Source organism: Luteimonas campi, from assembly GCF_051162505.1.
Lineage (GTDB): Bacteria > Pseudomonadota > Gammaproteobacteria > Xanthomonadales > Xanthomonadaceae > Luteimonas.
The window spans coordinates 779,479-797,285 of sequence record NZ_JBNWEM010000001.1 but is presented as its reverse complement, the minus strand read 5'-3'; the positions used below and the strand labels follow the sequence as shown (position 1 = coordinate 797,285).

The window sequence follows — 17,807 nt, the reverse complement described above, 5'->3', positions numbered from 1 at the left end:
CGCGGTGCCGGCCCATGCCGGCCCGCTGTCGCCGCTCGCGCCGGGGCCGCTGCTGACGATCGCGGAAGGCGCGCTGGCGGTCGACATCGCGCCCCGGGCGGGTGGACGCATCGCGCAGATCCGCTGCGATGGCGTCGAGCAGCTGGTCGGCCATGGCGAACACGGCAGCGAGGCGGCCATCGCCTGGGGCTGCTATCCGATGGTGCCCTGGTGCGGTCGGGTGCGCGAAGGACGGTTCGAATTCGCCGGGCGGCGCCACGCGGTACCGGCCAATCTCGCCGGCCATGCCATCCATGGGCTGGGCTTTATCCTGCCCTGGGACGTCGTGACGCACTCCTCGGATCTCGTGGAGATGGCATTGCCGCTGCCCTCGGACGCGCGCTGGCCGTTCGGCGGGCATGCGACGCAGCGCGTGTCGATCACGGGGCGGCAGCTTTCGCTGACGCTCTCGGTCACCGCCGGCGACCAGGCGATGCCTGCGGCGCTGGGCTGGCACCCGTGGTTCCGCAAGCCCGAGCGCCTCGAATTCCTGCCCGAAGCGATGTATCCCCGCGATGCGGAGGGGATCGCGGTGATGCCGCCGGGCGCGGTACAGCCCGGCCCCTGGGACGATTGCTTCGTCAATCGTCGCGATGTGGTCCTGCACCGTGGCGCGCAGCGCCTGGTCGTCTCATCGACGTGCAGCGACTGGGTGGTCTACGACGCCACCGCGCACGCGACCTGCGTCGAACCGCAGACCGCCCCCCCGGATGCGTTCAACCTGATGCCGGAACTTGCCCTGCAGCCGGGGCAGAGCATGCGCATGGACTGCGCCCTGCGCTGGGACTGAGGCGGAGCCGCTCCCGCCTGGCAACGGGACACCATGGTGCGGCGCCAAACAGAACGCCCCGGGTCGTGAAGCCCGGGGCGTTCGGTGTCGTGGATTTCCCGCAGGGTCAGGCGGCTTCGCGCGCCGCCCGCTGGTTGCCACCGTCTTCGGCAAGCATGGTGAGCTTCTCGTCGGTGGTCTTTTCCTCGGCGAGCGTTTCCTTGAGCAGGGGCAGGGCATCGCGGTAGCCCAGCTGTTTGGCGAGCGCGCACAGCGTTCCGTAGGCTGCGATCTCGTAATGCTCGACCTTCTGCGCACCGCCGATCAGGGCGGCATCGCGCAAGGGGCCGGCTTCGATCGCGTCGATCACTTCCTTGCCTTCCTCGACCAGGCCTTCCATTGCGGCGCACTTGATGCGCTTGAGCTTGATGCCGAGCACTTCGACCACCTGGTCGATGCGCTCGATCTGTCCCTGGGTTTCTTCCAGGTGCAGCTCGAAGGCTGCGCGCAGCTCCTGCGCGTCCGCTGCCCTGGCCAGTCGCGGCAGCGCCTTGGTCAGCTGCTTTTCCGCGCTGTAGATATCGGAAAGTTCGTGGATGAAGAGTTCCTCGATGGTCTTGACTGCCATGTGCATGCCCTCGCGGAGGGGTGTTGGGGGGAGCGGCAGACTCTACGGGCGCAGGTACGAAGGCCGGGTGAAAACTTCGCGCTTTTTCGCTTCACCTGCGGCGGGCCGCCGCAGCGCAGGGCAGGGGCACGTGATCGCCACCGGGCGCCGCGGGGCCGCTTCCGTGCGGTCGGCGCCACGGGCCTTCGCAACCGCTGCGACCGTTGCGGAGCATGCTCGGCTCCCGCCCCGGCGTCCTTCCTTCATGTCGGCCTGCTACCTGTACGTCCTTCCGCTGCTGAACGAGGACATCGCCAAGCTCGGGATCTCGGTCGATCCGCTGTCGCGGGTCCGCGCCTTCGCAGCGCGCTATTACGAGTGTTTCGATCTGGAACGCAGCAGCCTGGTCGGCTTCGACAGCGTGGCCGAGGCGCGCCAGCGTGAAACGGCACTGCACCGGCAACTGCGTGCCTGGAACGCCGACCGTCCACTGACCGTGCCATTACGCGCGGGTGGCCACACCGAGTGGTACCGCGGAGCCTCCGCGACGCTGCGCGACGAGGTGGCGCGCGACCGGGAGCGGGGGCATCCCGTGCACCAGCCCGCCGGCGACTGGTGGAGACAACGGCTCCTGCAGGAGCAGTCGATTCTGTTCGAATGGGCCGGCCAGTATCTGCAGGCGATGCCCGGCGACGCCTTGCCGCAGAGCGGCCTCTGGCCGGGGATCGTGGACGTGCTGGACGCCTGGCCCGCGTTGGGACTGCGGGTGGACGAGGCCTTGCCGGAGTCCGTCGCAATCGCGTATCGGAGATACCGCGCATCCTGGCGGATATCCCTGGAGGGCGGGATGTGCTGAAGGGGGCCGGTCCACGCGGTCGGTCGGAACGCGCCCTGCACGCCCGGCTAACGCGAAGTGCGCGCGGGTTTCACCTCCGGATCTCTAGTCTCGCTGCACTCGATGGCGGGTATTCGGAGCCGGGCGATGCCCGAGGCCCGGCATCCGGCGCCCGAGCGGTGCGATCGCCGTCCGGACCTCACCTCAGCAATCCGGGAAATGTTCGACCCGGCCGCCGCACGCCGCGGAAGTCCCGCGGACCAACCCAACTCCAGAAGGATCTCCCATGAAAGTCCAAGTGACCCTGATCGCCGCCGCGCTCTCGCTTGCCATGGCCGCGTGCACGAACGACACAGATTCCACTTCCACCGCCGAAGGCAGCACCGCCGCCATGCAGGCCGATCCCGCCGCCGCCCCCGCGGCCGCGACCCAGCCCTCTACGCCGGACGCGGCTGCAGCCGGTCCGGCGGGCACGCTGGCCGACGGCGATCGCAAGGCGCTGCTGGCCGTCGAGGAGGTGGACCGTCACGAGATCGCCGCGGCCGAAGACGCGCTGGGCAAGAACGTCCAAGGTCAGGTGCGCGCCTATGCCGAGACGTTGCGCGACGAGCACGGGCGCAACCTCGAGGCGACGCTCAGCTTGCTGGGAGGCGCTGGCGCGGCCATGGGTGCCGGCGCGCATGATGCTATGGGCAATCCGGCGCATGCCGGCGCGGGCACCAGCCCCGCCATGGACGGGCAGGCAGGCTCCACCGCCGATGTGGCAGCCGCTGGCCCGCGCGTCGGATCGGACGTGGGTCCGGGGTCGGCTGCGACACCCGAACTTGCGGCCATGAAGGAAAAGCACGAAGCCGAGCGCAGCCGGCTCGCCGCGCTCAAGGGTGAGGAGTTCAGCCGCGAATGGGTGGCTGCGATGGTCAAGGGGCATGAGGAAGCGCTGGCGAAGCTGGACAACGAGCTGATCCCCGGTGCCACCGACCCGGCCGTGACCGCGCATCTGCAGTCCACCCGCAGCGCGATTTCCCGGCACCTCGACACGGCCCGTTCGCTGCAGCAGGCCCCCTGAACCCGGTGCGCCCGGTCGCGGAGCGGATGACGTCCGCGACCGGGGGCAGGGGATGCAAGTCGGCGCCGTCGCCACGTACCGCTTGGCGACGGCCTTTGCGCGCGCTGGCGCGTCGGGACGGCCGATCGGTTCGCCCGTGATTCCGACAGCAGTGCGGCCTACTGTGCCGGCTGATCCGTTGTAGGCGGCGACGTGGCCGGCTGCGCGGGCTTTCCGTCCACGCCCGCCAGCCGCCAGTGGCCCCAGTCGTCCTGGACGTCGTGGCCGGTAGTGGTGCGCGCGCCACGGTCGCCGACGTAGCGGTACAGGGGATGGCCGTGGTAGGTGAGGTGGTGATCGCCCGCGGGCGTCTGCAGCGTGCCTACGGCGGTCTGCTCCAGCCCCGGACCCGCTACGGGAGAATCGCCCCTGGTCAGCATCACCGGCGGCCAGACCTGCTGGCAGGCCTGATCGCACTGGCTGCCGTCGAGATTGCCTTCCACGTAGTAGAGCGCCGCTCCGCTCGCGTCGGCCACGTAGCCCGGCTCGCCGCCTTCGCGGATCAGGGTGGCGGCAGTGCCGGGCGGAGCGTCGATCCGGGCCGGGTCCACGCCCTGCGGGGCCGTTTCCGCCGTCGCCGGCGCTCGGGCCGCCTCGCCGCCGGTGGCGCCGCCATCCGGCGGCGTGACGTCCTGCCCGCAGGCAACGAGCAATCCAAGCGCAAGGGCGGACAGGGCTGGCTTGAGCATCATGTGCGGTCTCCGCGAGGTGGCACATGATGGTGCGGACACCGCCGTGACCGCCCGATCAAGGACGGCCGTGCGGCCGATAGTCGCAACCGGTCGCGCAATGCTGCCAAGGCCCGCCGGAATCGTGTCGGCCTTTCCGATTCGGGCAAAAAAAAACCCCGCAGCCGGCGGGGTTTTCTTCAGGCCGTTCGCATTGCGAGGCGGCCAACCAACTTGGTGCCCAGGAGAGGACTCGAACCTCCACGGTTTTACCCGCTAGTACCTGAAACTAGTGCGTCTACCAATTCCGCCACCTGGGCAGGTGGCCGCGTATGTTGCGGCGCGGCGCGGGCAATGTCAACGGGTTCTGCATCGGAACGACACACCGGGCCGTGTACCATGCCGCCGATGGCGAAAACTCCAAGCAAGCGCGGCGCCGGTCGCGGGACAGGACGGGGCGATGGCTCCGCGTCGGGCCAGGGCCCGCAACGCAAGAAACCTGGTGCGCGCAGCGCCCAGCCCGGCTGGCTCCCGCCGGCCCCGCCACCCGGACGAGGCGAGCCACGGCACCCGGCAGGGGCCGGCGGCCGCTTCGTCGATCCGCACGCCGGTCGCGAAGCCGAACGTTACGCCGAGCCGATCGCCAGCCGCGAGGCCATCCTGCAGTTGCTGGGGCAGGCCGATGGTCCGCTGACCATGGACCTGCTGGCGCAGCGGCTGGGCCTGACCGCGCCCGACCGCGCAGCCGCGCTGGGCAAGCGCCTGGGCGCGATGGTGCGCGACGGCCAACTGCTTCAGAACCGGCGCGGTGGCTACGTTCCGGCCGGCCCGCTCGACCTGATCCCGGGCACGGTCATCGCCAACCCCGACGGCTTCGGCTTCCTGCGCCCCGACACCGGCGTCGGTGACGACCTGTTCCTGCCGCCGGTGGAAATGCGCAAGGTCATGCACGGCGACCGCGCGATGGCCAGCGTCACCGGAATGGACCGGCGCGGCCGCCGAGAGGGCGTGATCGTCGAGGTGCTGGAACGCCGGCTCAACCGGCTGATCGGCCGCTTCACCATCGATTCGGGCATCAGTTTCGTGGTGCCGGACGATCGGCGCATCCAGCGCAACATCCAGATTCCATCCGATGCGCGCCTGGAGGCGCAGCACGGGCAACTGGTGGTGTGCGAGATCACTGCGCCGGCCGAGGAGCGGCGGCCGCCGATCGGCAGGGTGCTGGCGGTGCTGGGCGATGCGCTGACGCCTTCGCTGGTGGTGGAGACCGCGATCCACGGCCACGACCTGCCGCACGAATTCCCGCCTGCCGTCCTCGCCGAGGCCGCCGCGGTGCCGCTGGAGGTGGACGCCGCCACCGCCGCCGCGCGCGTCGACCTGCGTTCCACGCCGCTGGTGACCATCGATGGCGAGGACGCGAAGGACTTCGACGACGCGGTCTACTGCGAACCCAACGCGCGCGGCTTCAGGCTGGTGGTGGCGATCGCGGACGTGTCGAGCTACGTGCGCCCCGGCCAGCCGCTGGACGACGAGGCGCAGCTGCGCGCGACCAGCGTGTACTTCCCCGGCTTCGTCGTGCCGATGCTGCCCGAGACGCTGTCCAACGGCATCTGTTCGCTCAATCCCAACGTCGACCGCCTGTGCTTCGTCTGCGACATGCAGGTCGATCGCGACGGCGACGTGGTGGAGTCGAAGTTCTACGAGGCGGTGATGCGTTCGCACGCGCGCCTGACCTATACCCAGGTCTGGAACGCGGTGGGCGAGGGCGATGCCGATGCGCGCCAGCAGCTGGGCTCGCAACTGCCCCAGGTCGAACGCCTGCACCAGCTGTACAGGGTCCTGGCCAAGGCGCGCGAGAAACGCGGCGCGATCGAGTTCGAATCGTCCGAGGTGCGTTTCGTGCTCGACAACCGCGGCGAGGTGGTACAGGCCGGGATGCTGCCGCGCAACGACGCGCACAAGCTGATCGAGGAATGCATGATCGCGGCCAATGTCGAGGCGGCGAAGTTCCTGCTCGCCGCGGAGATCCCGGCGCCCTACCGCATCCACGACAAGCCGCCGGAGTCCAAGTACGCCGACCTGCTGGAGTTCCTGAAGGAGTTCGCGCTGCGCATGCCGGGGTGGGGCAGGCTGCAGCCGAAGGACTTCGCCAACCTGCTCAAGAAGGTCCGCGACCGGCCGGATGCCACCCTGCTCGAATCGGTGATCCTGCGCAGCCAGAGCCAGGCGGTGTATTCGCCCGAGAACATCGGCCACTTCGGCCTGGCGCTGCAGGCCTACGCGCACTTCACCTCGCCGATCCGGCGCTACCCGGACCTGCTGGTGCATCGCGCGATCAAGCATGTCCTCAAGGGGGGGCGCCGCGAGGTCTTCCACAGCCCGAGCCAGATGGCGTCGCTGGCGCTGCAGTGCTCCGAGCGCGCGCGCCGCGCCGAGGAAGCCGAGCGCGAGGTGGACGAGCGCTACCGCGCTGCCTGGATGGAGCAGCACGTGGGCGCCGAGTTCGACGGCACGATCAGCGGCGTCACCAGCTTCGGCCTGTTCGTCGAGCTGGACCAGTCCAAGGTCAACGGCCTGGTCCATGTCACCCAGCTGCCCAACGACTTCTACCACTTCGATCCGGTACGCAAGACGCTCACCGGCGAGCGCATGGGCCGGGAGTTCCGGCTCGGCGACCGGGTGAGCATCGTGGTGCTCAAGGCCAGCCTGGAGGAACGCAAGATCGACTTCCGGCTGGCCGGCGAGCGCGGGCCCAAGGCCCCGCCACCGCGGGGCCAGCCGGCGAAACGGAAGAAGCAGAAATACTGAGCCCATCACCGGAAGCCCGGGATCCGTACAATCCGCCCCCGGGTCCATTCCGGCCCCTTTCCAGCGCAGCGCCCCGCATGTCAAAGCAGAACCAGTGGATCGTCGGCATCAACGCGGTCGCCTCGGCGGTCGAACACGATGCCGAGCACGTGCGCGAGGTGCTGATCGAGGCGGGCGCGAAGAACCCGCGCCTGGCCGAGATCGAGTCTTCCGCGCGGCGCCGAGACATCGATGTGCGCCGCGTGGCGCAGCAGGCGCTGGACGGCGTCGCGGGCGGCGTTCGCCACCAGGGCGTGGCCGCGCGCTATGCGGCGGCGAAGACCTGGGACGAGCATGACCTGGCCGAGCTGGTCGAACAGGCCCAGGGCCGCGCCCTGCTGCTGGTGCTCGATGGCGTGCAGGACCCGCACAACCTCGGCGCCTGCCTGCGCAGCGCGGCGGCTGCTGGCGTCACCGCCGTGGTGATCCCGAAGGACAAGGCGGTGCAGGTCAATGCCACGGTGCGCAAGACCTCGGCGGGCGCGGCCGACAGCATCCCGGTCGCTCGGGTGACCAACCTGTCGCGCACGCTGGCCGAACTGCAGAAGATGGGCGTGTGGACCTATGGTCTGGTCGGCGAGGCGCAGGCCTCGCTGTACGGGCTCGACCTGACCGGCAACGTGGCGCTGGTGCTGGGTGGCGAGGCCGATGGCCTGCGCCGGCTCACACGTGAACACTGCGACCAGCTGGTGTCGATCCCGATGCCGGGCCTGGAAACTTCTCCTGGCGTCGAGAGTCTGAACGTCTCGGTCGCCGCCGGCGTCACCCTGTTCGAAGCGGTGCGCCAGCGCGGCAGGTGATCCGCGGGAGGAGAGGTGATGGTGGCGGCGCTGGCATGGCAGGACTGGGTGGGCTTCGCCGGGGCGGGGCTGATGCTGCTGGCGCTGTTCCTGCACCTGTTCGCCCCCCGCGCCGATGGCGGTGGCCGCCTGCGGGCGATGCTGGGCCTGCTGGGCGCGGCTGCGCTGCTGCCGGTCGCGGTACTGCGCTTCAGCCCGCCGCTGTTTTTCCTGCTGGTGGCGTGGGTGCTGATGAACGCCTACCGCGTCGCGCGCGCACCGCGCGACCGCTGAGTCCACTGAGTCCGCTGCCCCGCCGCGCGGGGTGTGCGACGATAGACCCGCGCCGGGACGACCCGGCGCCTTCGCCTCTTCCGGGGACGACCCCATCGACGATGGAGGTTTCCATGTCCTGGTTCATTCTTCTGCTGGCCGGCATTTTCGAGATCGGCTGGGCGATCGGGCTCAAGTACACCGAGGGCTTCACCCGGCTGTGGCCGACCCTGGGCACGGTGGCGGCGATGGCGATCAGCCTGGCGCTGCTGGGCGTGGCGATGAAGTCGCTGCCGGTAGGCACCACGTATGCGGTGTGGGTCGGCGTGGGCGCCGTGGGCACGGCGATCCTGGGCATGGTGCTGCTGGGGGAGCCGGCCAACCCCGGGCGGCTGGTCAGCCTGGGCCTGATCGTACTCGGCATCATCGGACTGAAACTGGCGTCGCCCGCCTGATGCGATCGCCCGGCCAACGGCCGCGCTGATCCTTGTCGCAAGGTCGCTGCGGACGCGGGCGTCGTCTGCGGCCTGTTCCGCCGCGCATGCCTGCACGATCCACCCTGCGGCGGATCGTGCAGGCGTCGCCTTCAATCGCCGCTGCCGCCGCGATGATCGCGTTTGCCCTGGTTGATGCGGTCGCGCGTGCTGACGCTGCCCTGGTTCCCGGACAGGCGCACTTCCGCCGCGTGGAGTCGCTGGGCACGGCGCGCGGCGCTATCCGACTGATAGCCTGGCGTGCCGGATTCGATGCCGGAGTCGGCGATCTCGGCCCAGGGCTTGGGTTCGTGGTCCCGCGCCTGTTTGGCCTCGAGCAGGGCATGGGTCTGCGCCAGTGCCTGTTCGGGCGTGATGGCCTGCTTGCGTCCGCGGCGGCGGGGCGCGGCGGCCTTCTCGGACGCGACGGCGGGGATATCACGGCGTTTCGGGGCCGCGGTGCCCGTCGCCGCTTCGCTGCGGTTGGCGACTGCAGTTGTATCGCCTGCCGGCGCGGAGTTCGCGCGGGGGGTGCGGGCGACCTGGGTGGATCCGACGTCGCCGGCGGCGGCGTTGCTGTCCACAGACCTGGCGGGGGACTGTCGCGCGTCCCGGCCCGAGGCCTTCTTGCCGGCCTTGGTCGCGCGCTTTTTTGCGGCGGTGTTCCGCGTTTGGCTCGCCGTAGTAGCGGAGCTCGCGGACTTGCCAGTGGCGCCCGTGGAAGCTGCCTTCGCAGTAGCGGTCGTCTTCGCTTTCTTGGCTGTCTTGGTGGTCTTGGCGGTCTTGGCGGCCTTGGTCGTCTTGGCCGCAGGCGTCGCCTTCCGGGAAGCCTGCGCAGCCGACCGTGAGGACGCACCACTGGACTGCTTGCCCACTTCCCGCAGGCGCGCCTCGAACCGCGCCAGGACGTCGGCCATCAGCTCGGCCTTGTCCTTGCTGCGCTGGTTGGCGGCGCCGCTGGCGCCACGCTTGCTGCCGGTAGCCGAGCGCGAGGCCAGCTTCTGCCTGCGAACCAGATCGCGCGCGCGGTCGCGTGCCGTGCGTGCCCGCGTCACCCGCGCCGCCAGCGCCTTGCCATCGAGCTGGCGCAGGCCATTGGCGCGGCTCTCGTCGTACAGCGTCATCTCTCTCTGGTTGAGCAGCTGACTCGCCTTGGCGCGGGTGATCGGCATCGGGCGTCTCCTCTCGTGCGGATGTGCACGAGTGGATCACAGCCGATGTGCAGTCCAGGTCGAGGGCCGGAGCGCGCGACGCCCCGCGAAAATCAGGCGCGCTGAGGCTGTGGCCAGGCGTTGACGATGGTGCAGAACAGCTTCGCCGTCTGCTCCGCGTCGTACAGGGCCGAATGCGCGTCCTCGCTGCTCCAGGCGAAGCCCGCCGCCTGCACCGCGCGCGCCAGCACGGTCTGCCCGTAGGCCACACCAGCCAGGGTCACGGTGTCGAATACGCTGAACGGGTGGAACGGGTTGCGCTTGTGGCCGCTGCGGGCCACCGCGGCATTGAGGAAGTTCAGGTCGAAGTGGGCGTTGTGCCCCACCAGGATCGCGCGCTGGCAGCCATGCTTGCGTACCGCTGCGCGCACGCCCGCGAACACATGGTCCAACGCCTCGCGCTCGGGCTTGGCGAAGCGGAACGGGTGGTCGATGTCGATCCCGGTGACCTCCAGCGACTGCGGATCGATGTCGGTACCCGGCGCCGGCACCACGTGCGCGCTGGTGGCCGGCCCCGGCACCAGTGCGCCATGTTCGTCCACGTCCAGCGGCACCGCTGCGATCTCGAGCAGGGCGTGCCGGTTCCAGTCGAAGCCGCCGGTTTCCACGTCGACCACCACGGGCAGGTAGCCGCGGAAACGGCGCGTGAGCAGGCTGACTTGGGGGGCGGTCGCAGCGGCTTGATCCATGCGCGAAGCCTAGCAGAGCTGGCGCCCCGCCTCGCGGCACCTGGCATGGGCGCAGCGCCAGTGCGTGCGGCCAGCGGTGGCTCAGGCCCGGCGCAGCCCGCAGATCGTCCCGTCGACGGCCATGCGCGCGAGCAACGCCGCACCCTCGGCCAGGAACGCGTCGGCCTGCGCATCATCGAGGCCGGCTTCCGCAGCGAGCGCGTGCAGGCACTCGCGCCCACTACGCTCCCCCGGCGCCAGCAGTTCGAGCAGGCGGAACGCCAGCGGCGAGAGTGCGGCGAAACGCACTTCGCCATCGGCGGTGCGTCGCACCAGCAGCAGGGTCGGGGCGTCCGGCGCAATCTCGGGCTGGTAGTGCGGGCCGATGCGTTGTACTGGCCAGCGATAGGCCAGCGGCCAGGCTAACGGCGATAACACAGGCGTGGCGTCCAGCAGGCTGGCATGGTCGCCGGCGGGAGCGAGTGGCCCGAGATCGGCCGACGTCGCATCGGAGATTTGCAGCGCGAGTTCAACCCACTCGTAATGCGCCAGCTCGGCCAGCCATGGCGGCATCGAGGGATCGTGGATCTGCTCCAGCCAGCGTACGAACTCGCGTCCGATCTCGGTAAACAGGGGCGTGCGGCAGCGATGGCCGGCATAGAAGGCGCGTACCAGTCCATGCCATCGCGGATCGGACAGGGTGGAGCGCAGCACCGGGAAGTTGCCGGCCAAGAGCGACTGCAGGTTGTTGTAGAGCAGGTCGCGGTAGATCGCCAGCCGCTCGACCGGGATCTCCGCGGGCGGCGGCACCGCCTGCGGATCGCGCAGGTGGCGCGACAGCGCGAACTGCTGCGCGCGCAGGGAGGCGGCCTCAGCCATGCGCGCTCATCGCAACGGGCGCGCCAGCCTCGCGCTGCAGGGCGCGGATGACGTCGAGTTCGCCCAGCAGTTCGGCGAACGGCGGAAAATTGAAATCGCGCTCCAGCAGGGTGGGCCGCAGCCCGTGCAGCCGATAGGCCCGCGACAGCAGGGTCCACACGTCCGGAATCACGGCCGCGCCGTGCGTGTCGACCTTGAGGTCTGCGGCCTCGTCGTGGTGCCCGGCGACGTGGTAGCAGACGATCCGCGACGCGGGCATGCGCTCGAGGAAGGCGACGGGATCGTAGCGGTGGTTCACCGCGTTGACGTGGATGTTGTTGACGTCCAGCAGCAGGTCGCAGTCGGCGCGGTCCAACACCGCGTTGATGAACTCGGCCTCGTCCAGCGCCATCGACGGAGCCGCAGGCAGCGCGGCGTAATAGCTCACGTTCTCGATCGCGAGCCTGCGGCCGAGGACGTCCTGCACGCGGCGGATGCGGGTCGCGACATGGTCCACCGCCTCCTCGGTGAAGGGCAGGGGCAGCAGGTCGTACAGCTGGCCGTCGTCGCTGCACCAGCTCAGGTGTTCGCTGTACAGGGCCACGTGGTGGCGCTCGAGGAAGCGACCTACCTTCGCGAGCAGGGTCTCGTCCAGGGGCGCAGGACCCCCCAGCGACAGCGACAGGCCATGGCAGGTGATGGGATGGCGTTCGGCCAGCGCCTCGAACGCCGCGCCGAGGCGCCCGCCGACACCAATCCAGTTTTCCGGCGCGCACTCCAGGAAGTCGAAGCTGCCGGACTCCGCCGCCTGCAGCGCGGGCAGCAGCCCGCGCCGCAGGCCGAGGCCCGCGCTGGCGTCAGTCAGCCGGTGCGGCGATACGGGCATGCGGGCAGGTCTGGCCCGTCAGGCCATGCCGCCGCACTTGCCCTCGCCGCACTTGCCTTCCATGTCGGCCTTGGAGGTGGCCTTGTGAGCCTCGTGCTCGGCCTGATCGACGAAGCCGTCGCCATTGCTGTCCATCGCGGCGAACTTCGCCGCCGCGTCGGGATGTACCGCGTCGAACTCGGCGCGCGAAACCTTGCCGTCCTTGTCGGTATCGACCCGGTCGAGCCCGCACTTGCCTTCCCCGGCCTTGGCACCGGCCTTGGCCTTGTCGCCGCCGCAGCTGCCTTCCTGCATCTTGGCGGACGCCGCTTCGGGGGCACCCGCCATGTAGCCTTGGGCGAGCGGGGTGATCGCGAAGCCGGAACCGGACAACAGCAGGCCACCGGCGAGGGCCGTACCCAGGCCGACCACGCCGGACTTCTTGCTGGAATGCGTCATGGTGGAACTCCTCTCTGGACGGATGCGCCCGCCGTGCGGCGGGAGTCGGGAGGAGGGTCATCGCGCCGCGCGGCGCCTGTACCGGAACGCCCGGGCGGGTCTCCCGGGGACCCGGCGGCTGGAACGACCTGCCTCCGGACCGGGAGTGTGTGCGCGCCCGCATTAAGCGCGGGTTAGCCGCGGCTGGCCGGCCCGGCGCCCGGATGCCGTGCCCGACGCTGCGCCGGGTTCAGGCCGGGCCGCTGGTGTCGTCGCGCTTCTCGCGCGGCGGCAAGGCGTCGTCGCCATGCACCAGGAACCAGATGTTCTCGGCGATATTGGTGGCGTGGTCGCCGATGCGCTCGAGGTTCTTGGCCATGAACAGCAGGTGGGTGCACGGGGTGATCGCGCGCGCATCTTCCATCATGTAGGTCAGCAGCTCGCGGAACAGGCCGGTGTGCAGGGTGTCGACCTCGGCGTCCTGCGCGCGCACCCGCTGTGCGGCGACGGCGTCATCGTTGGCGAACGCATCGAGCACCTCGCGCAGCTGGCGCAACACCCGTTGGCCCAGCACGGCCAGGCCCTGGGTATGCGGCAGCGGCGGCGCGGCGTTGAGCGCGGTGGACCGCTTGGCGACGTTGGCGGCGTAGTCCCCGATGCGCTCGATGTCCGAAGCGATGCGCAGCGCGGACAGGATCTCGCGCAGATCGCGGGCCATCGGGCCGCGCAGGGCCAGTCGCATGACGTCGTGGCTGACCTCCTGCTCCAGCTGGTCGATGGCCTCGTCGTTGGCGACGATCCGGGCGGCGGCGCTGCCGTCGCGACGTTCGACCACGTCGAGCGCCGCCTCCAGCTGCGACATCGCCATGGCCCCCATGCGCAGGATCTCGCCGGTCAGGCGCTGGCGCTCCTCGTCGTAGCTGCGGACGATGTGGTCGTGGGGCTGGCTGTTCATCTGATCGTGTTCCCGTTGGTGTGCGGTCGGCGCGCTCGGGGCGCGGGACTCAGCCGAAGCGGCCGGTGATGTAGTCCTCGGTCTGCTGCTTCGAGGGATTGGAGAAGATCGTCTCGGTGCTGCCGTGCTCGACCAGGTCGCCCAGGTACATGAAGGCGGTGAAATCGGACACGCGCGCGGCCTGCTGCATGTTGTGGGTGACGATGACGATGGTGTAGTCGCGCTTGAGCTCCTCGATCAGCTGCTCGATGCGGCTGGTGGAGATCGGGTCCAGCGCCGAGGTCGGCTCGTCGAGCAGCAGCACGTCCGGGCGCAGCGCCACCGCGCGCGCGATGCACAGGCGCTGCTGCTGGCCACCGGACAGGCCCAGCGCCGACTGGCCCAGCTTGTCCTTCACCTCGTCCCACAGCGCGCCCTGGCGCAGGGCATGCTCGACGCGCTCGTCGAGCTGCTTCTTCGACAGCTTCTCGTGGTGGCGGATGGCGTAGGCGATGTTCTCGTAGATCGTCATCGGGAACGGCACCGGCTTCTGGAACACCATGCCGACCTTGCTGCGCAGCCGGTTCATCGGGTATTTCGGCGACAGGATGTCCTCGCCGTCAAGAAGGATCTCGCCGCTGGCGCGCAGCTTGGGATACAGCGAGTAGATCCGGTTGAAGATGCGCAGCAGGGTCGACTTGCCGCAACCGGACGGCCCGATCAGCGCGGTGACGCGCTTCTCCGGGATCTCCAGGCTGATGTCCTTGAGCGCATGGAACCGGTCGTAGTGGAAATTCAGATCCTTGACCGCGATCTTGGTCGGCATCGGCGCGAGCGCGCTGCGCTGCGGGGCGGCCACGCTGATGCGCTGCGGCGACGCGGTTGAGGCGAGATCGTTCATGGACGGGTCCAGGGAAAGGTCAGTCATGGGAAATCCTGTTGCGCAGCAGGAGCGCACGCGCCGACAGGCTGACGAGCAGCACGAACACGGTCAGCACGAAGGCGCCGGCCCAGGCGAGCTGCTGCCAGGATTCGTAGGGGCTGCCGGCGTACTGGTACATCACCACCGGCACGCTCGCCATCGGCTGCAGCACGTTCGAGTTCCAGTACTGGTTGCCGAAGGCGGTGAACAGCAGCGGCGCGGTTTCGCCGGAGATGCGCGCCAGCGAGAGCAGGATGCCGGTGACGATGCCGGCCGAGGCGCTGCGGTAGAGCACCTGCACGATCACCTTCCACTGCGGCACGCCCAGCGACAGCGCGGCCTCGCGCATCTGCACGGGCACGAGCTGCAGCATCTCGTCGGTGGTGCGCACCACCACCGGCAGCACGATGAAGGCCAGGGCGATCGCGCCGGCCAGGGCCGAGAAGCGGCCGCCGGTCTGCATCACGATCAGGGTGTAGACGAACAGGCCGAGCACGATCGACGGCGCCGACAGCAGGATGTCGTTGACGAAGCGCACCACCGTGCCGGCCTTGCGCGCCTTGCCGTACTCCGACAGCCAGGTGCCGGCCGCCACGCCCAGCGGCGTGCCGATGGCGATGGCCAGCGCGCACATCACCGCGCTGCCGAAGAAGGCGTTGAGCAGGCCGCCTTCCTGCATCGGCGGCGGGGTCATCTGGGTGAACAGCGCCCAGTTGATGCCGCCGATGGCCTTGCTGGCCAGGGTCCAGAGGATCCAGCCGAGGAAGAACAGGCCGAAGCAGGCGGTGAGGATGCCCAGCGCGATGGCCAGGGCGTTGCCGAAGCGGCGGCGCGCGTAGAGGCGGTCGGCGACGGCGCGTTCGCGGGCGGTGACGGCGGACATCAGTTGCCCTCCTTACGGCGCAGCTGCATCAGCATCAGGCGTGCGATGGCCAGCACCACGAAGGTGACGACGAACAGCACGAAGCCGAGCAGGAGCAGGGCGGAGCGGTAGGTCTCGGTGGCCTCGCCGAAATCGTTGGCGATCAGCGCGGCGATGGTGGTGCCAGGCTCCAGCAGCGAGGGCGACAGCCGCACGGAGTTGCCGACCACGAAGGCCACCGCCATGGTCTCGCCGAGCGCGCGGCCGAGGCCGAGGAAGATGCCGCCGATCACCGCCGAGCGGGTATAGGGCAGGACGATGTCCCAGCTCACTTCCCACTTGGTCGAACCCAGCGCGTAGGCCGACTCCTTCAACCGCGTCGGCACGGTGAGGAAGACCTCGCGCATCACCGAGGAGATGAAGGGAATCACCATGATCGCCAGCACGAAGCCGGCGGTGAGCATGCCGATGCCCAGTGGCGGGCCGCGGAACAGCACGCCCAGCCCCGGAATCGTGCCGAGATGGTCGTTGAGCCAGGGGGTGACGTGTTCGGTCATCACCGGCACCAGCACGAACAGGCCCCACATGCCGTAGATGATCGACGGGATGCCGGCCAGCAGTTCGATCGCGGTGCCGATCGGGCCCCGCAGCCAGCGCGGCGCCACCTCGGTGAGGAAGAAAGCGATGCCGAAGCTGACCGGCACGGCGATCAGCATGGCAATGACGGCGGTGACGATGGTGCCGTAGATCGGCACCAGGGCGCCGTACTTGTTCTCGACCGGATTCCATTCGGCCGAGAAGAAGAAGTTCCAGCCCTGGCTGGCGAGAGCGTCGCGGCCGCCCCACAGCATCGACAGCGCCGCACTGGCCAAGGCCAGCAGCACGAAGACGACCGTCCCGGTGAGGATCCAGCGGAACAGGCGGTCGTTGCGCGCATCGCGCAGGTCGCGGGCGGTGCCCGTGGGGGCGGGGAGGGTCGCGGTGTTCATCGGTATCCCTGCGGGAGGGTGGGGCGTTCAGGCCGCGCGGACGCGAGGATCGGGGTCCTGCCGGGCATCGGGGAGAGAGGGAGCCTGCCCGGACGTGACCTGCCGATCCCCGCCTCCGGGGATGGCGCCTTGCGCCCGCGGGGAGGAGGCGCGGGCGCAGGGCATCATTTGAACTCGGCCGTCCAGTAGGCCTCGATCTGCTGCACCAGCTCAGGCGGCAGCGGAACGTAGTGGAGTTCGCTGGCCTGGCCGCGACCGTGCTCGAAGGCCCAGCGGAAGAAATCCAGCGTGGCCTGGCTGCGTGCAGGATCCTTCGGCTGCTTGTGCATCAGCATGAAGTTGGTGGCCGTGATCGGCCAGGCTTCCGCGCCCGGGGCATTGGTGATCACCAGGTCGAAGTCGCTGGCGCTGGCCCAGTCGGCGGTCGCTGCCGCGGCGGCGAAGCTCGCTTCGCTGGGCTGCACGAAATTGCCGGCCGCGTTCTTCAGCGAGGCGTAGGGCATGCCGTTCTGCAGCGCATAGGCCAGCTCCACGTAGCCGATCGCGCCCTTGATCTGCTTCACGTACGAGGCCACGCCTTCGTTGCCCTTGCCGCCGACGCCGGTCGGCCACTGCAGCGAGGTGCCTTCGCCGACCTTCGCCTTCCAGTCGGGGCTCACCTTCGAGAGGTAGTTGGAGAAGTTGAAGGTGGTACCCGAGCCGTCCGAACGGTGGACGATGCTGATCTTGAGGTTGGGCAGCGCCAGGCCGGGATTGAGCGCGACAATGGCAGGATCGTTCCACTTGGCGAGCTTGCCCAGGAAGATGTCGCCGAGCAGGGCGCCATCGAGCTTGAGCTGGCCCGGCTGCAGGCCCTCGACATTCACCACCGGCACCACGCCGCCGATGGCCGAGGGGAACTGGCCGAGGCCGGCTTCCGCGAGTTCCTGGCTCGACAGCGGCTTGTCGCTGGAGCCGAAGTCCACCGTGCCGGCCTTGATCTGGGCGATGCCGCCGCCCGAGCCGATCGACTGGTAGTTGATCTTGGCGCCGGTGGCGGTGTTGTAGTCGGCCGACCACTTCGACACCAGCGGGAAGATGAACGAGGCGCCGGCGCCGGAGATTTCGGCGCTGATGCGGTCGCCAGCCGCGGACCCGGTTGCGGCGCCATTCGCGGACTGGCCCGGGGTGGGACTCTCGGACGAGCAGGCGGCGGCGAACAGCGCGGTCGACAGCGCCAGCAGGGTCAGGCGCGCGATGGGGGCTTTCATGGGCAACTCCGAAGGTCCGGGAGGCTGGACGGGATGCCGCTATGAAATGATGTTTTTGTTACAGGTGTATGACGCGGCCGCTCCGGCCGTCCCACCGGGCGCGGACACGGCTCGGCGCGCCGGCCCGCAGCAGCCCCGCGGCCGGATTCCGGGTGCCGACGAGCCTCTCACCAGACTCACCGCCGCCGCGCAGCTGGCTCCGAAACAGCGTCTGATCGAGGCACGCGCCTGCAAACAGCAACCAGGCCGCGTCCTGGCGGGCGGGGGCGCTTCAAGCGAGGCATGGAGGTCCGGCGCGCGAGTCGGGAAATGGTGAGCGTGGATGGCTTGCCTGGCGCTGCCGTGCACCCACGCGACGCGCGCCCCGGCCGCCAGGACGCGCATCCTTTCGAAGCGGAAGCGGCCAGGCTACGCC

General features: G+C 69.7%; 19 protein-coding genes and 1 tRNA gene. 7 read left to right on the top strand and 13 right to left on the bottom strand.

Annotation, left to right across the window (positions count from 1 at the left end):
* Positions 1-4 precede the first annotated feature (4 nt).
* Entirely contained in the window at positions 5-829 is an 825-nt protein-coding gene (locus tag ACQYVW_RS03620; RefSeq protein WP_434932574.1) for an aldose epimerase family protein, read from the top strand.
* A 106-nt stretch (positions 830-935) separates the two neighbouring features.
* On the opposite strand, the gene ACQYVW_RS03615 is transcribed toward ACQYVW_RS03620, so the two are convergent.
* A complete protein-coding gene (locus tag ACQYVW_RS03615; protein ID WP_434946063.1) occupies positions 936-1,436 on the bottom strand; it encodes a YciE/YciF ferroxidase family protein in 501 nt (166 codons plus the stop codon).
* A 67-nt stretch (positions 1,437-1,503) separates the two neighbouring features.
* On the opposite strand from ACQYVW_RS03615, the gene ACQYVW_RS03610 reads away from it, so the two are divergent.
* The gene (locus ACQYVW_RS03610; RefSeq protein ID WP_434946062.1) at positions 1,504-2,271 is read left to right on the top strand and encodes a GIY-YIG nuclease family protein; all 768 of its coding nucleotides are present in this window, start codon (positions 1,504-1,506) and stop codon (positions 2,269-2,271) included.
* Between the two features lie 265 nt (positions 2,272-2,536).
* Positions 2,537-3,316 carry a DUF4142 domain-containing protein gene (locus ACQYVW_RS03605; protein ID WP_434946061.1) on the top strand — a complete coding sequence of 260 codons (780 nt, stop codon included), beginning with the start codon at positions 2,537-2,539 and terminating at the stop codon, positions 3,314-3,316.
* Between the two features lie 158 nt (positions 3,317-3,474).
* Here the strand turns inward: ACQYVW_RS03605 and ACQYVW_RS03600 are convergent, their stop codons facing one another.
* Both ACQYVW_RS03600 and ACQYVW_RS03595 read right to left on the bottom strand, forming a co-directional pair.
* Positions 3,475-4,047, bottom strand: a complete 573-nt coding sequence (locus tag ACQYVW_RS03600) for a COG4315 family predicted lipoprotein (RefSeq protein ID WP_434932578.1) — start codon at positions 4,045-4,047, stop codon at positions 3,475-3,477.
* Positions 4,048-4,258: 211 nt separating this feature from the next.
* Positions 4,259-4,343 (bottom strand) — tRNA-Leu (locus ACQYVW_RS03595).
* Between the two features lie 88 nt (positions 4,344-4,431).
* Here ACQYVW_RS03595 and rnr point away from each other — a divergent pair.
* From rnr to sugE, 4 genes are all read left to right on the top strand, one after another.
* Positions 4,432-6,831 carry a ribonuclease R gene (gene rnr / locus ACQYVW_RS03590; protein ID WP_434932579.1) on the top strand — a complete coding sequence of 800 codons (2,400 nt, stop codon included), beginning with the start codon at positions 4,432-4,434 and terminating at the stop codon, positions 6,829-6,831.
* A gap of 77 nt (positions 6,832-6,908) precedes the next feature.
* Positions 6,909-7,670: a 23S rRNA (guanosine(2251)-2'-O)-methyltransferase RlmB gene (rlmB, locus tag ACQYVW_RS03585; protein ID WP_434932580.1), complete on the top strand. Its 762-nt coding sequence runs from the start codon at positions 6,909-6,911 to the stop codon at positions 7,668-7,670.
* Between the two features lie 18 nt (positions 7,671-7,688).
* Positions 7,689-7,943 carry a CBU_0592 family membrane protein gene (locus tag ACQYVW_RS03580; RefSeq protein ID WP_434932581.1) on the top strand — a complete coding sequence of 85 codons (255 nt, stop codon included), beginning with the start codon at positions 7,689-7,691 and terminating at the stop codon, positions 7,941-7,943.
* 113 nt (positions 7,944-8,056) lie between these two features.
* Positions 8,057-8,377 carry a quaternary ammonium compound efflux SMR transporter SugE gene (gene sugE / locus ACQYVW_RS03575; protein WP_434946060.1) on the top strand — a complete coding sequence of 107 codons (321 nt, stop codon included), beginning with the start codon at positions 8,057-8,059 and terminating at the stop codon, positions 8,375-8,377.
* Positions 8,378-8,508: 131 nt separating this feature from the next.
* On the opposite strand, the gene ACQYVW_RS03570 is transcribed toward sugE, so the two are convergent.
* The 10 genes from ACQYVW_RS03570 to pstS all read right to left on the bottom strand — a co-directional run bounded on the left by ACQYVW_RS03570 (position 8,509) and on the right by pstS (position 17,392).
* On the bottom strand, positions 8,509-9,567 hold the full coding sequence (locus ACQYVW_RS03570; protein ID WP_434932583.1) for a hypothetical protein: 1,059 nt from the start codon (positions 9,565-9,567) through the stop codon (positions 8,509-8,511).
* A gap of 92 nt (positions 9,568-9,659) precedes the next feature.
* Positions 9,660-10,295: a ribonuclease T gene (gene rnt, locus ACQYVW_RS03565; protein ID WP_434932584.1), complete on the bottom strand. Its 636-nt coding sequence runs from the start codon at positions 10,293-10,295 to the stop codon at positions 9,660-9,662.
* An 81-nt stretch (positions 10,296-10,376) separates the two neighbouring features.
* Positions 10,377-11,153, bottom strand: coding sequence for an HvfC family RiPP maturation protein (locus tag ACQYVW_RS03560; protein WP_434932585.1), 777 nt, complete (start codon positions 11,151-11,153; stop codon positions 10,377-10,379).
* Positions 11,146-12,018 carry an HvfB family MNIO-type RiPP peptide maturase gene (locus ACQYVW_RS03555; protein WP_434932586.1) on the bottom strand — a complete coding sequence of 291 codons (873 nt, stop codon included), beginning with the start codon at positions 12,016-12,018 and terminating at the stop codon, positions 11,146-11,148. The genes ACQYVW_RS03560 and ACQYVW_RS03555 overlap by 8 nt, the downstream gene beginning before the upstream one ends.
* An 18-nt stretch (positions 12,019-12,036) precedes the next feature.
* The gene (locus tag ACQYVW_RS03550; protein WP_434932587.1) at positions 12,037-12,456 is read right to left on the bottom strand and encodes an HvfA family oxazolone/thioamide-modified RiPP metallophore; all 420 of its coding nucleotides are present in this window, start codon (positions 12,454-12,456) and stop codon (positions 12,037-12,039) included.
* A 229-nt stretch (positions 12,457-12,685) separates the two neighbouring features.
* Entirely contained in the window at positions 12,686-13,390 is a 705-nt protein-coding gene (gene phoU / locus ACQYVW_RS03545; RefSeq protein ID WP_434932588.1) for a phosphate signaling complex protein PhoU, read from the bottom strand.
* 49 nt (positions 13,391-13,439) lie between these two features.
* Positions 13,440-14,270: a phosphate ABC transporter ATP-binding protein PstB gene (gene pstB / locus ACQYVW_RS03540; protein ID WP_434946257.1), complete on the bottom strand. Its 831-nt coding sequence runs from the start codon at positions 14,268-14,270 to the stop codon at positions 13,440-13,442.
* Between the two features lie 19 nt (positions 14,271-14,289).
* Positions 14,290-15,174, bottom strand: coding sequence for a phosphate ABC transporter permease PstA (gene pstA / locus ACQYVW_RS03535; RefSeq protein WP_434932589.1), 885 nt, complete (start codon positions 15,172-15,174; stop codon positions 14,290-14,292).
* Positions 15,174-16,142 carry a phosphate ABC transporter permease subunit PstC gene (pstC, locus tag ACQYVW_RS03530; protein WP_434932590.1) on the bottom strand — a complete coding sequence of 323 codons (969 nt, stop codon included), beginning with the start codon at positions 16,140-16,142 and terminating at the stop codon, positions 15,174-15,176. The genes pstA and pstC overlap by 1 nt, the downstream gene beginning before the upstream one ends.
* 164 nt (positions 16,143-16,306) lie before the next feature.
* Positions 16,307-17,392 carry a phosphate ABC transporter substrate-binding protein PstS gene (pstS, locus tag ACQYVW_RS03525; protein ID WP_434932591.1) on the bottom strand — a complete coding sequence of 362 codons (1,086 nt, stop codon included), beginning with the start codon at positions 17,390-17,392 and terminating at the stop codon, positions 16,307-16,309.
* Positions 17,393-17,807: the final 415 nt, after the last annotated feature.

Coding starts and splice junctions, on each gene's coding strand:
- ACQYVW_RS03615 (WP_434946063.1), bottom strand. CDS start 1,436: ATGGCAGTCAAGACCATCGAGGAACTCTTCATCCACGAACTTTCCGAT.
- ACQYVW_RS03605 (WP_434946061.1), top strand. CDS start 2,537: ATGAAAGTCCAAGTGACCCTGATCGCCGCCGCGCTCTCGCTTGCCATG.
- ACQYVW_RS03600 (WP_434932578.1), bottom strand. CDS start 4,047: ATGATGCTCAAGCCAGCCCTGTCCGCCCTTGCGCTTGGATTGCTCGTT.
- rnr (WP_434932579.1), top strand. CDS start 4,432: ATGGCGAAAACTCCAAGCAAGCGCGGCGCCGGTCGCGGGACAGGACGG.
- rlmB (WP_434932580.1), top strand. CDS start 6,909: ATGTCAAAGCAGAACCAGTGGATCGTCGGCATCAACGCGGTCGCCTCG.
- ACQYVW_RS03580 (WP_434932581.1), top strand. CDS start 7,689: ATGGTGGCGGCGCTGGCATGGCAGGACTGGGTGGGCTTCGCCGGGGCG.
- sugE (WP_434946060.1), top strand. CDS start 8,057: ATGTCCTGGTTCATTCTTCTGCTGGCCGGCATTTTCGAGATCGGCTGG.
- ACQYVW_RS03570 (WP_434932583.1), bottom strand. CDS start 9,567: ATGCCGATCACCCGCGCCAAGGCGAGTCAGCTGCTCAACCAGAGAGAG.
- rnt (WP_434932584.1), bottom strand. CDS start 10,295: ATGGATCAAGCCGCTGCGACCGCCCCCCAAGTCAGCCTGCTCACGCGC.
- ACQYVW_RS03560 (WP_434932585.1), bottom strand. CDS start 11,153: ATGGCTGAGGCCGCCTCCCTGCGCGCGCAGCAGTTCGCGCTGTCGCGC.
- ACQYVW_RS03555 (WP_434932586.1), bottom strand. CDS start 12,018: ATGCCCGTATCGCCGCACCGGCTGACTGACGCCAGCGCGGGCCTCGGC.
- ACQYVW_RS03550 (WP_434932587.1), bottom strand. CDS start 12,456: ATGACGCATTCCAGCAAGAAGTCCGGCGTGGTCGGCCTGGGTACGGCC.
- phoU (WP_434932588.1), bottom strand. CDS start 13,390: ATGAACAGCCAGCCCCACGACCACATCGTCCGCAGCTACGACGAGGAG.
- pstB (WP_434946257.1), bottom strand. CDS start 14,270: ATGAACGATCTCGCCTCAACCGCGTCGCCGCAGCGCATCAGCGTGGCC.
- pstA (WP_434932589.1), bottom strand. CDS start 15,174: ATGTCCGCCGTCACCGCCCGCGAACGCGCCGTCGCCGACCGCCTCTAC.
- pstC (WP_434932590.1), bottom strand. CDS start 16,142: ATGAACACCGCGACCCTCCCCGCCCCCACGGGCACCGCCCGCGACCTG.
- pstS (WP_434932591.1), bottom strand. CDS start 17,392: ATGAAAGCCCCCATCGCGCGCCTGACCCTGCTGGCGCTGTCGACCGCG.